This is a genomic window from Algoriphagus sp. 4150 (genome assembly GCF_031457395.1).
GTDB lineage: Bacteria > Bacteroidota > Bacteroidia > Cytophagales > Cyclobacteriaceae > Algoriphagus.
The window spans coordinates 200,687-211,880 of record NZ_JAVDWS010000005.1; the positions used below are offsets into that span (position 1 = coordinate 200,687).

Sequence of the window (11,194 nt, forward strand, 5' to 3'; positions counted from 1 at the left end):
TGATCTTAATCTACAGCTTGGAAAGTCATCAAGGTTTCCCCAGCTTCATTCAGAAGGTAAAGTTGGTTGTTTTCCAGTTTATATCCATGCGTATTTATGAGAGCTTCGGATATTGCTTGCTCCGGAGCCATATCAGGACAAGCCATCATGGTAGCGGCACCCGGTCCAAGTACTAATTTTTCTCCATCATTTTCTTTGATAGCTCCCCGTATAGAATTGCAGCCCATGTTACCTACATAGGTTTTCTTCGAGGCATCAAACTCAAAGGTCAAGGCTTCTTTATTCTTGAATCCTGTGGGATTTTCAAGGCCGCCAACCTTTGTCACTTTCCAGATGTTTGTCAATCGCAAAGCCGGATCCTGTTCTTTACTCAAGATCTCAACCAGTTCATAATTTTGGGATGAAGCATCTGCAGGTATCGGAGCCTCTTTGTCTGTGATTTTTAGTTTGATTTGGTAGATGTTTCCAGGTTCATAATCAAAGCCTTGAATATCACTGTAGAAAAACTCCCAACCTTCAGGATCTATTTCAGATCCCCTTTGGATTTGAAGGCAGGACATGGGGCCGACTCCCACACAATCTATTTTGGCAGAGTTGATCCACCAAGTTTCTGTTTTCGAATCAGATTGGTTTTCACAGCCGACTACTCCGAGTACTGTGCAGAAGAGAAGAAATAGGATAGTTTTCATCTGTTTATAATTTGATTTTTAATGGCCATATAGCCTGTCCCGATTTTTCATCAGGAGAATCTCGCACGGTTTATAATCATCGCACTGTGTGTTCCCGTAGGTACGGGGTCATGCTCGATTTCATGTGTTTATAATTGTTTTTTAGAGGTCACATGGAATCTCGCACGGTTTATAATCATTCCACTGTGTGTCGCCTTCGACATGCTCGATTTCATATGTTTTATTTAGAAATCCATTGTCTTAAGATGTTCAAATAGCTTTTCTGTCCAAAGGCTATACATTTCGGCACTTGGATGCAATCCATCAGCAGCAAGCATGTCAGGCTGTGAGCCTAAGCTTCTGTATTGGGCTGTGATGTCAATGTATGCAACTTGATGCTTTTCACAGATTTTTGCTTTCAGGCGATTGTATGCATCGATTTCCTCTGCAACCTTTCCTATATCTCTGCCACTTTGCGTGGCAAAAGGAGTAACTCCCCAGTCCGGAATAGACAGCACCACCACGTGAGTAGTATTGACAGCTGCAAAGCTGATAGCCCGGAGCAGCATGTTTTCAAATTCGGTCTCGAATTTCGAAATTGGAAGACCTCTGTATTGATTATTTACCCCAATAGAGAGTGTCACCAGATCGTAGATATTTCTTTCGATATCCGCTCTGTTGATTCCTCTATCCAGTTCATCCACAGTCCAGCCTGTTTGAGCGATCACTTTTGGGGAAGCCCAGGATTTGCCGGTTTCAGCATTCAGTGCTGTGACCAACTGGCTTGGATATCGTCCTGTATCACTAACTCCTTCACCGATAGTGTAGCTATCCCCAAGTGCCAAATAAGTAAGTTGGGCGGTGTTGTCTGTTGGGTTTTCAGTCATAGGTGAATCGGTATCATTTGGAAGCATGTTTTTGGAGCTGTTGCAAGAGAAAAGCACAAGAATGCATAGTGTGAGTAGCTTGAGTTTCGTTTTCAAGTATGCTGCTTTTAAGTCAATATCATGTTACTACACAGCAAGTCCTTTATCATTGGAATACGGACTCAAGCATTGAAATGGTTCCCTTGTCCGCATCCATTGTGATTTTTGCACCTACAGGGATAATAAATTGCTTAGAAATATGTCCGATCATCGCGCCGGAGTAGGCAGGTATATCAAGGGGAAGTACATAATCATCCAGGATCTGATCAAGCGTCAAAGAGCCATATCCGCCACTGGGTTCGCATTCGGAACATTGACCAAAAATAAAGCCTTTGATTTTATCCAATGTGCCATTTAGTTTCAATGTACTCATCATGCGGTCCACTTTGTACGGATCTTCTCCTATGTCTTCGATGAATAGAATGGCATCCTTGAAGTCCGGATAATAGGGAGAACCTGAAATTGCGGTAAGTACAGTTAAATTTCCACCAAGGATTTTTCCTTCTGCTTTTCCACCCTTAAGGGTTTGAATACGATTTGATTTGACTACCAAGTCGTCACTTTCGGCGTGGATATTTTCAAAGGTGACTTTTTCTAGATCGAAGAATACCTTCTCGAATTGACTGACATTAAAGCTATTCCAGTTCCCGGAACCCATAGGGCCATGAAAGGTGATCAAACCCGTTTGAGCCTGAATGGCACAGTGCAAAGCCGTGATGTCTGAGTAACCAAGAAGCGGCTTTGGGTTTCTTGCGATGGTTTTGTAGTCAATCAGGGGTAAAATCCTGGCCGCGCCCGAACCACCGCGGATACTAACTATAGCTTTCACATTATTGTCAGCAAACATCTCATTCAAATCTCCGGCACGTTCATCATCCGTTCCTGCCAGATGGCCTCTTCGGTTCATCAGGTTTTTGCCCGGCTTCACTTCGAAACCCAATGCTTCCAAAGCTTCTTTGGCATAGGTAAACTGCATTCTATCTGCCGTAGCCGCAGAGGGAGAAATAAGTCCGATGGTGTCACCTTTTTTGATCGCCTTCGGCAAAAGAACTTTTGGGTCGTCAGCCAGATGGGCAGAATCCCATGAAGCCAATGGAAGGGAAGCTGAAAGAAGTCCTAGGGATTTGAGGAAAGCGCGTTTTTGCATCAGGGAGCGAAATGTTTTTCTGGAATGTGAAAATAAGGCTTTTTTAATTTCCTTAACCTTTGAGGTTTTAAAAACCTCGAAGGTTTTGTTTTTAGCCCCAAAACACACAAAGGATACGCAAAGAATATTTTACTGCCTTGACAACTGAATCTTCTAACCACAAAGAAAGTAGGGTCGAATAGTCATTCGCAATTATTTTAAACAATTGAGTTCACCAAGGTCTTGCGCAGAGGTTGTATTTGATATTTATCGATGGCTAATGCTTCAACTAATTCGTTTGCTCCGTAAATCGTAAATCGTAAATCGTAAATCAAATCATATCCCTTAGCATAACCATCACTTTCTCCATTTCCCTTCTAACCTCGGAAGCTTTCCAGGGGAAATTGGAGTTCATAAAGGCAAAGCAATAATACTTGCCGCTTTTGCCTTTAATTAGGCCTACGAGACTGTGATTATTGCTCATCGTGCCGGTCTTGGCGAAAATATAAGGTTGTTCAGCCTTGTAGCTGTTTTGTAAGGTTCCTGACCTTCCGCCGGTAGGCAAAAGCTCAAAGAGCTGCTGATCCGGTATCATGCGATAGATCTTTTCGAAAAGTGCAACCATCGTGCGGGGCGTAATCAAGTCATGCCTACTTAAACCGCTTCCATCCACCCATTGGGGTTTATCCGGCAAATCATACAGGTATGTTTTGAGCATGTATTCAATGGCCCGCTCGGTATCCAGTCGCTGAAACAACCGATCCGAGACCATCAGCATAAGTTGCTCAGCCAGAAAGTTGTCACTTTCCAGCATCATTTCCTTTAAGATAGGGAAGAGTGGAGCAGCGCGCCATTCTTGATGGACTGTTGGCAAACTGTCTGGCTGATAAGTCCAGGTTTTCCCTGTTGCGTCTGAGGCTAGCTGGATGAAAAGCTCCGGCGAAGTGATAAAGGGGATGAATTCCTCCTTTGCTCTGAAATTGTTGGAATTGTAATAGAATTTATTGCTGTGAAAATCCCGCTCCAATTCGCGGATTGTACGATTGGTAGGGAATACTGATTCTTGGAAGCTGGGAGGGAAGACAGTAGGGGTATTGCCTATTTTTTTCACCTGAACCATATTTCCATAGATAGGTAAAGAGGTACGCTCTGCAGAATAATTGAAATAATAATCATCCCACTGCCAGCCATAACCAAATGCAGGAGACATTATATTCTCATCTGAAAAAATGACTTGGTCATAGGACTCCAAAAATTTGCGAAAATCAGGTTGGAAAAACTTTTTGTATTTCCAGCTGGGGTCACCGCTTCCCCAAATCTTAATCGTATTTCCTTCGGTGACGTAGCGTAAGGTCTGGGTGCTGTCATTCAGGACTATCAATGATGAGAAGAGCGTAAAAAACTTGGTAGTGGAGGCCGGTACAAAGTGCTGATGGCTATTTTTCTCATACAGTACGGCCTGGGAATCCAAATCGTAAAGCATAAAGCCCGAGAGGTGCCCATTGAAAAAACTGCCTTCTCCCAATGCAGACTCCAGTCTAAGGTGTTGATCTCTGGTGAGTTGGGCAAAAAGAGTAGAAGAAAAAAGAAATGTGAGGAGTACAAGGGTACTGATTTTACGCATAGTTAGTTTTTTGAAGCTGCCAGAAACACCAAAGCCCATCCGGCAATAAAAGCGACTCCTCCGATAGGAGTGATTGCCCCGAGCCAGGTGATTCCCGTAAGGGAAAGTATATACAGCGAGCCTGAGAAAATCAGAATTCCCGCTACCATTAAGATTGCCGCAGTGTTAAGTTTTTTCCATTGGGGTTTTACCAAAGCCAAAATCCCAATTAGAAAAATGGCGAGGGAATGATAGAAGTGGTATTTCACACCGGTTTCAAAAGTTTCTGCTCTGCCGGTTTGGGCCAATATGTCCTTCAGTCCATGTGCTCCGAAAGCGCCGATTCCTACTGCTAGCATTCCTAAAACTGCTGCAGTCTGTATAAGTTGTTTTCCTTTCATTTTATAAATTCTATACTTTTTTAAATTGCCTTAACTTCATTACTTGACTGCCTTAGGCAGGTTCGAAACTCTTCCTTCAGTGCTCAAGAGTAACATTTAAAATTAGCTAGAATTGACAATAACGCCTTTAAGGTTTTCTGTTTCTCCCGAAGCTGCAAGAATCTTAAAAAACTTCCAGATCTCCTAAGCTCCAAGCCCAAGCTTTGGTAAGCAGATCATCGGATAAGCTTACCCTCCGTAGGGTTACTAAAGGACCAATAGACATTACAGGCATGAGTCCCATTTCAATAGGTGAGTCATTGTGATACTGTAACCCTGAAAATGAAGTGAATCTTACACATTCATTTTTCTCAACAGTTTTCAATCGGCTGTTCAGTTGCTTTTTTTCATTCTCACCGAAGCCTGGAAGTTGGAAGAAATCCACAATTCTAAGTTCTCTTCCTATTTTCCCTTCTTTTATTCTATAGATCAACAGGTGAGTATTCCCATCACTGATAAAGTAATAGGGGAATAGGGGACAAGCCGCATAGCGCCACTGCAGATAGCCAGAGACTAAGTTCGTCCGTATGCTGTGGGAGTCGAAGTACAGCTTTTCTATTTTATCAATGAGGGATGCGATACCTGACCAATGACTGGAATGGGAGAGGTTCCCGCTTTTGCCCAAGCTAAGGTTGAAATGGATTTTCAACGGTAGTTTACCCCAATTTTCCCAGCCCATTTTCATATAGCCCGGGGCACTTGCGGAATTGGGTGTGTTATAAATCAGGTCTACTCCCTCTTCCTTAAGTTCATCGATTAGGGATAGTGTAAGGTTTTTGAAAAGCCCCTTGCCCTGATGGTCTGGATGAATAGCTGTATCCACAGCCCTGCAAACGTTGAAGAGTTGCTTGCCTTGCCGAAATTCCCAGCGTAAAAACACCCGGACTCCGCAGATCATATCGCCATCTTCGGCAACTAATACAGGAGAAGCACCAAAGGGATTGGCTATATGCTTCCAGTTCCATAATTCTTCAGATTTAGGAATCAGGCTTTCTCCAAGAGAGGTCTTCAATAGGTCGACAATCGAGGGTAAATCACCGGAATTGGCCTTTCTGATTTGCATGGGATGAAGATAGGAAGATTTTCAATTTTGGTTTATGAGGCCTACTGATGATTTTGTTGAAATATCCACAGATAGAGTAAACCCATCGGCCAGCTTTTACTTCCTGTATGATTATCGTGCTGGTTCAAACGTAGACTTAAGGTTTTTAGCATGACCTCTTTTTCGGATATTATAAGCTTAGCTTATGATTTACAAAATAAGACTTGGTTATGTACTGTCAATTTTCTAAGTTCTGCTTTCAAACTTGCGCCTCCTCCTTAGGGAAGGGATTTTTATATATTTGACTGAAGCTAAATTTCATACTTCTAGAATGAAGAAAATACTGTTTATTGTAAGCTACGTGATATTTGCGACGAGTTGTATCAGTAATAAGCGAATAACTTACCTGCAGAACCTCCCTGATAACACCCCGATAGAATTAGATACCTTTATTCCTTATGCCGAGGTAGATTATGAATATATATTACAGCCTTTTGACATAGTTGAGATAGATTTTGCCACGTCAGATCCTGGGTTGATTGAGGCATTTTCCTTCCAAAACTCCCAAAATATCAGAGGGATAGGAAACGGTATAGGCGGAGGGGGCTCTGATCCTCTATATTTCCAAGGCTATTCTATAGATCAGAAAGGGGATGTGGAGGTGCCAAAATTAGGCAAAATCACCATTGCCGGAATGACTGAGGAGCAGGCAAAAGAAAAAGTACAGACTGAAATCAATAAGTTTTTCAAGGAAGAAATCTACGTCAAATTAAGAATTGCAGGGATCAGATATACCACACTGGGGGAGTTCAATGCGGTAGGAGTCAATGTGATTTATAAGAACCGTGCTACTATTTTTGATGCACTTGCCAATTCCGGCGAGACGACGCTATTAGGCAAGAAAAACAAATTATTTATCATCCGTCAGTACGATGGAGGTACTAAGATTCATCAGGTCAATTTAAATGACCGTACACTATTGGCGAGCCCCTTTTATTTTATCCAGCCAAATGACATCTTGTATATGGAGCCGATGAAGATCAGACAATTTGGTAATGCGGATAATTTGACTGCCTCTTTAGCGCTATTTGCCGGTTTGCTAGCTTCCACACTTTTAATTATTAATTTGGTGACGAGGAACTAGGAGATATGGAGAAGTTAGATTTAAGCCAATTAGACAACGAAGAAAAAGCACTGGAAATCAGGTATGTGATTGCCAAGTACATTCGTTATTGGCCTTGGTATGTGCTTTTTATATCCTTGTTTCTTATAGGCACTTTTCTCTTTCACCGCTATACCGTAGATGAATATGAGGTGACCGGCTCTATGGTGATCAAAACAAATACGTCTCCTGAAGCACGTATATTTGACAGATCAAATATTTTTTCTACCGGTATTAATTTGGAGAATGACATCCTTCGCTTGAGATCCAAAGGATTGGCCCGTGAGGCGTTGAAAAAATTGCACTTCGACGTGGAATATTATGCAAAGACCAACATCAAAGCTATAGAACTTTATGATCGGTCACCGATTCGTATTGAGGTGGATTGGGATCATTTTCAGATGGTGGATGTGCCTATTCGGGTCGAAATACTTACTGAAAAGACGTTTAAACTTGCCAAAGAGGAAGCAGGATTTATGGATTTTAATTCGGTGATGGCTGCGGGAGATGAACCCATATACAACAGGATTTTTACTTTTGGAGAAGAGATAGAGACCACCAAATCGAAGTTTGTTGTACATCTGGTAAATCCGGGCAGGACAAATGAAGAACTGATAGTGAGGTTCAGAAATCCCGGTTCACTTGAAGATAGCTATGCGAAATCCATCCAGGTGAGTTTGCAAAATGAATACAGCTCTGTCCTACGGTTAAGTATTTCTACCAAGGTAGTGGAGAAAGGGAGAGATTACATCAATGCACTGATGGTATCGCATATAGAATTTGATTTAAATGAAAAGAATAAGATTCAAGAGAATACACTGGCTTTTATAGAAGAGCAACTTGGTTTTTTGGAGGATTCACTTCAGAAAAAAGAACGGGAATTACAAGATTTCAAAGTAGCGAACAAGCTTCTGGATGTGTCTGCAGAATTTTCCAACATACTGGGAAAAATGAACAATCTTGATGAAATGAACGCTGAGATTGATTATCAATTGGAGTATTTTGAGCAAATACGGGCCTACATGGAGCGGAAGAGTATGGATTTCTCTGATGTTATCGCCCCTTCGGTAATAGGTGTTCCCGATCCTCTGCTGAATGGTCTTGTTCAAACCTTGGTTACTCTTTCCCAAGACAGAAGGAAATTGCTCGCTACAGTAAATGAAAACCATCCTGAAGTGTTGAAAATCGATGTCCAGATGGAGAAAGTGCAGGATGCTCTTTTTGAAAATGTCGTTAATTTGATTGATAATACAAAGCAGAAGAAGAGTAGCATTCAGCGGGATATCCGTTTTTATGATGCACAATTTTCTACCCTTCCTGAGTCTGAATCTGAGTATTCGGGGATTTTCAGAGAATTTAAATTAAGAGAGTCTCTTTATACTTATTTGTTGGAAAAGCGTGCTGAAGCAGGTATTGCTATGGCCTCAAACGTCTCCGACAATGCCATTTTGGATGCTGCCAGGCGGGGAACATTGATTTTTCCCAAAAAAGAGCAAAACTATGGCTTGGCAATTATTTTGGGCTTCTTGCTGCCTTTTGGCTTTGTGGTGGTGCGTGATATTTTTGATGATACGATTAAGGACCAGCGCGATTTGAAAAAACATTTCATGATTCCGCAGCTGGGAATAGTGGGGTATAGTTCCAAGGAGACCAACAAGGTAGTGCTTGACTTTCCCAAGTCAGCCGTAGCTGAGTCTTTTCGCTCCCTGAGGTCGGCAATTACTTATTTGGCAAGCGGGAAGGATACAAAGAAAATATTGGTTACCTCATCAGTTTCGGGAGAGGGTAAGACTTTCACATCCTTAAATCTAGCTTCAGTCATGGCTTTGGGGTCTAAAAAAACAGTAGTGGTAGGGGGAGATTTGAGAAGACCAAAACTGGCGTCATATTTTGGAGAAGCTGATCGAATTGGATTGTCAACTTATTTAATCGGGAAAGCCGAAGCTGAAGAAATAGTTATGCCATCTTCTCATGAAAATCTCTGGTTTGTTCCTTCAGGAGTAATTCCTCCAAATCCGGCTGAACTCTTGCAGAGTCCGAGGTTGATTGAATTCTTGGACTATTTGGAATCTAGATTTGATGTGGTGATTTTTGATACTCCGCCCATGGGCTTGGTATCTGAGACGATTGACTTAATGAGGCTGTTTGATATTAATCTCTACGTAGTGAGGCAGAATTACACAGTTAAAGATCATTTGGTTATGATCAATGACCTTTTCAACAATAAGCAGGTGAAAAATGTTTATGGGGTTTTCAATGGTATCATGAATTCAGGATACCATTATGAGGGTTATAATTATGGTTATGGCAATACTTATTTGTATTCCCAAAACAACAAGTATATGTACAATTATTATGGTGATGATATAGAAACCAAGAAAAAGAAAATTAAGAAAAGCCAGGAGAATATTTTTCAGAAATTAATAAAGGCTTTTAAAGTAAAGTAGAATGAAGAAGCTTGAAGTATTTGACACAAGATATGCTCAGTTAATTTTAAGTACCTAAAATCTTTTACTTTCATTACCATTTTACCAAAAACGAACAAATTAACACTAGTTTCCTACATGCTTACCATCGCCGCTTTAATACCTGCACGATATGCCTCAACGAGATTGCCTTCCAAACTGGTTCAGGATTTGGGAGGGAAGTCCGTAATTCAGCACACCTATTTGAGTACCTTGAATACAGGGGTATTTGATGAAGTGTGGGTGGTCACGGATCATCAGGAAATTAAGGGGCAAATAGAATTATTAGGAGGTAAGGTATTCATTAGTAAAAAAGACCATCAAAGTGGATCTGACAGAATCGCAGAAGCTATGGAGTCCATAGAAGCAGATCTTATCGTTAATGTACAAGGTGATGAACCGTTTCAGGATAAGCAGTCATTGATGGATTTGGTTTCGGTTTTTGACGATCCCAAAGTTGATGTGGCCTCTCTTAAATCGAGGATATCTGCAAAGGCAGCTGAAAACCCGAATGCTGTAAAAGTGGTCACGGATTTACGGGGGGACGCATTACTTTTTTCCAGATCAATGATACCGTTTAATAGAGAAGATAATGCTGAAGTTTCTTATTGGAAGCATATAGGTGTCTATGCTTATAGGAGACATGTGCTGAGGGAATTTACGGGGTTGCCAAAGAGTGAGCTGGAATCCATAGAAATGCTGGAGCAATTGAGATTACTGGAAAATGGGTACAGAATCAGGATGGTAGATACAGTACATCAGGCAGTTGCAATTGATACATCGGAAGATCTTGAAAAAGCGAGAAGAATGATGGGTTAATTAATTTATCTTAATTTATAGTGATGGATTTCAGTTGTTTATTATCAAAAGCATAAAAAACAGAACAATTTGAGGTTAAATGGTTAAGTTTGCGCAGATTTTGTCAGAGAATTAATAAAAGATTAAATATGAGGAAGTTGTTGAAAGGGGGCTTGTTTTCCCTTATTGTTTTACTGGCCTTTGGCTGCATCTCGAATGAGAAGATCATCTATCTACAAAACCAGGACGGCAACGCGGGTATAGCGGACGGGGAACTGATCACGTACAAAATCCCTGAGTACAGGCTTCAGTACAACGACATCATCGACGTGAACGTGCAGACGGTGGATGACATGGCGCAGTTCGGTTTCAACAACAGGCCCCCCCAGATGAACGCGCAGATGGGAAACGTCTCCTCGCAAAGCGGGGGTGACATTTACTACATGACGGGATATACCGTGGACGAGAAGGGCAACGTGCGTCTTCCGATAGTGGGGGAGGTGTATGTGCGCAACAAGACCCTGGACGAGGCAAGGGTTGACATCGAGCAGAGGCTGCGGGGTTTTGTGAAGTCGGAACTGTATGTGAAGGTGAAGCTGGGCGGTGTGCGTTATTCCGCGTTGGGAGAATTCAAAAGACCGGGGAAGTACGTGGTACTTCAGGACCGGATGACGATTTTTGAGGCGATAGCGAATGCGGGGGATCTGACCACGGTGGCGAAGCGGAGCGACGTGCTGCTGATCAGACAGTATCCCGATGGGACAAAACTCCACCGGATAGATCTGCTGGACAGGCAGATCGTGGAATCCCCGTTTTACTTTATCCAGCCCAACGACCAGCTGTACGCGGAGCCGATGAAGGTGCGGGAAGCGGGTACGGGAGAGAACACCGCGCAGTCGCTGGCCCTGATTTTTTCCGGTATTTCGGCAATGGCGCTGATCCTGAATTTAATTAAATAAGCTTA

General features: G+C 42.1%; 10 protein-coding genes. 4 read left to right on the forward strand and 6 right to left on the reverse strand.

Annotation, left to right across the window (positions count from 1 at the left end):
• Positions 1-5: 5 nt before the first annotated feature.
• From J2X69_RS09695 to J2X69_RS09720, 6 genes are all read right to left on the reverse strand, one after another.
• Positions 6-689, reverse strand: a complete 684-nt coding sequence (locus tag J2X69_RS09695) for a DUF4377 domain-containing protein (RefSeq protein WP_310102228.1) — start codon at positions 687-689, stop codon at positions 6-8.
• A 224-nt stretch (positions 690-913) separates the two neighbouring features.
• Entirely contained in the window at positions 914-1,651 is a 738-nt protein-coding gene (locus J2X69_RS09700) for an SGNH/GDSL hydrolase family protein (RefSeq protein ID WP_310102231.1), read from the reverse strand.
• Positions 1,652-1,700: 49 nt separating this feature from the next.
• Positions 1,701-2,741 (reverse strand): LD-carboxypeptidase, encoded by a 1,041-nt coding sequence (locus J2X69_RS09705; RefSeq protein WP_310102236.1) that lies wholly within the window; start codon positions 2,739-2,741, stop codon positions 1,701-1,703.
• A 310-nt stretch (positions 2,742-3,051) separates the two neighbouring features.
• Positions 3,052-4,344, reverse strand: coding sequence for a D-alanyl-D-alanine carboxypeptidase (locus J2X69_RS09710; protein ID WP_310102239.1), 1,293 nt, complete (start codon positions 4,342-4,344; stop codon positions 3,052-3,054).
• Between the two features lie 2 nt (positions 4,345-4,346).
• Positions 4,347-4,724 (reverse strand): DUF423 domain-containing protein, encoded by a 378-nt coding sequence (locus tag J2X69_RS09715; protein WP_310102243.1) that lies wholly within the window; start codon positions 4,722-4,724, stop codon positions 4,347-4,349.
• Between the two features lie 163 nt (positions 4,725-4,887).
• Complete coding sequence (locus J2X69_RS09720) at positions 4,888-5,826, reverse strand: GNAT family N-acetyltransferase (protein WP_310102247.1); 939 nt, start codon at positions 5,824-5,826, stop codon at positions 4,888-4,890.
• 310 nt (positions 5,827-6,136) lie between these two features.
• Between J2X69_RS09720 and J2X69_RS09725 the strand changes: the two genes are divergently transcribed.
• From J2X69_RS09725 to J2X69_RS09740, 4 genes are all read left to right on the forward strand, one after another.
• Entirely contained in the window at positions 6,137-6,949 is an 813-nt protein-coding gene (locus tag J2X69_RS09725) for a polysaccharide biosynthesis/export family protein (RefSeq protein WP_310102250.1), read from the forward strand.
• A gap of 5 nt (positions 6,950-6,954) precedes the next feature.
• Positions 6,955-9,414, forward strand: coding sequence for a polysaccharide biosynthesis tyrosine autokinase (locus tag J2X69_RS09730; protein ID WP_310102253.1), 2,460 nt, complete (start codon positions 6,955-6,957; stop codon positions 9,412-9,414).
• Positions 9,415-9,531: 117 nt separating this feature from the next.
• Complete coding sequence (gene kdsB, locus J2X69_RS09735) at positions 9,532-10,251, forward strand: 3-deoxy-manno-octulosonate cytidylyltransferase (RefSeq protein ID WP_310102257.1); 720 nt, start codon at positions 9,532-9,534, stop codon at positions 10,249-10,251.
• 128 nt (positions 10,252-10,379) lie between these two features.
• Positions 10,380-11,189, forward strand: coding sequence for a polysaccharide biosynthesis/export family protein (locus tag J2X69_RS09740; RefSeq protein WP_310102260.1), 810 nt, complete (start codon positions 10,380-10,382; stop codon positions 11,187-11,189).
• Positions 11,190-11,194 lie beyond the last annotated feature (5 nt).

Bases quoted from the DNA above. Each gene is read 5' to 3' on its own strand.
- J2X69_RS09695 (WP_310102228.1), bottom strand. From the start codon at position 689: ATGAAAACTATCCTATTTCTTCTCTTCTGCACAGTACTCGGAGTAGTC.
- J2X69_RS09705 (WP_310102236.1), bottom strand. From the start codon at position 2,741: ATGCAAAAACGCGCTTTCCTCAAATCCCTAGGACTTCTTTCAGCTTCC.
- J2X69_RS09710 (WP_310102239.1), bottom strand. From the start codon at position 4,344: ATGCGTAAAATCAGTACCCTTGTACTCCTCACATTTCTTTTTTCTTCT.
- J2X69_RS09715 (WP_310102243.1), bottom strand. From the start codon at position 4,724: ATGAAAGGAAAACAACTTATACAGACTGCAGCAGTTTTAGGAATGCTA.
- J2X69_RS09720 (WP_310102247.1), bottom strand. From the start codon at position 5,826: ATGCAAATCAGAAAGGCCAATTCCGGTGATTTACCCTCGATTGTCGAC.
- J2X69_RS09725 (WP_310102250.1), top strand. From the start codon at position 6,137: ATGAAGAAAATACTGTTTATTGTAAGCTACGTGATATTTGCGACGAGT.
- J2X69_RS09730 (WP_310102253.1), top strand. From the start codon at position 6,955: ATGGAGAAGTTAGATTTAAGCCAATTAGACAACGAAGAAAAAGCACTG.
- kdsB (WP_310102257.1), top strand. From the start codon at position 9,532: ATGCTTACCATCGCCGCTTTAATACCTGCACGATATGCCTCAACGAGA.
- J2X69_RS09740 (WP_310102260.1), top strand. From the start codon at position 10,380: ATGAGGAAGTTGTTGAAAGGGGGCTTGTTTTCCCTTATTGTTTTACTG.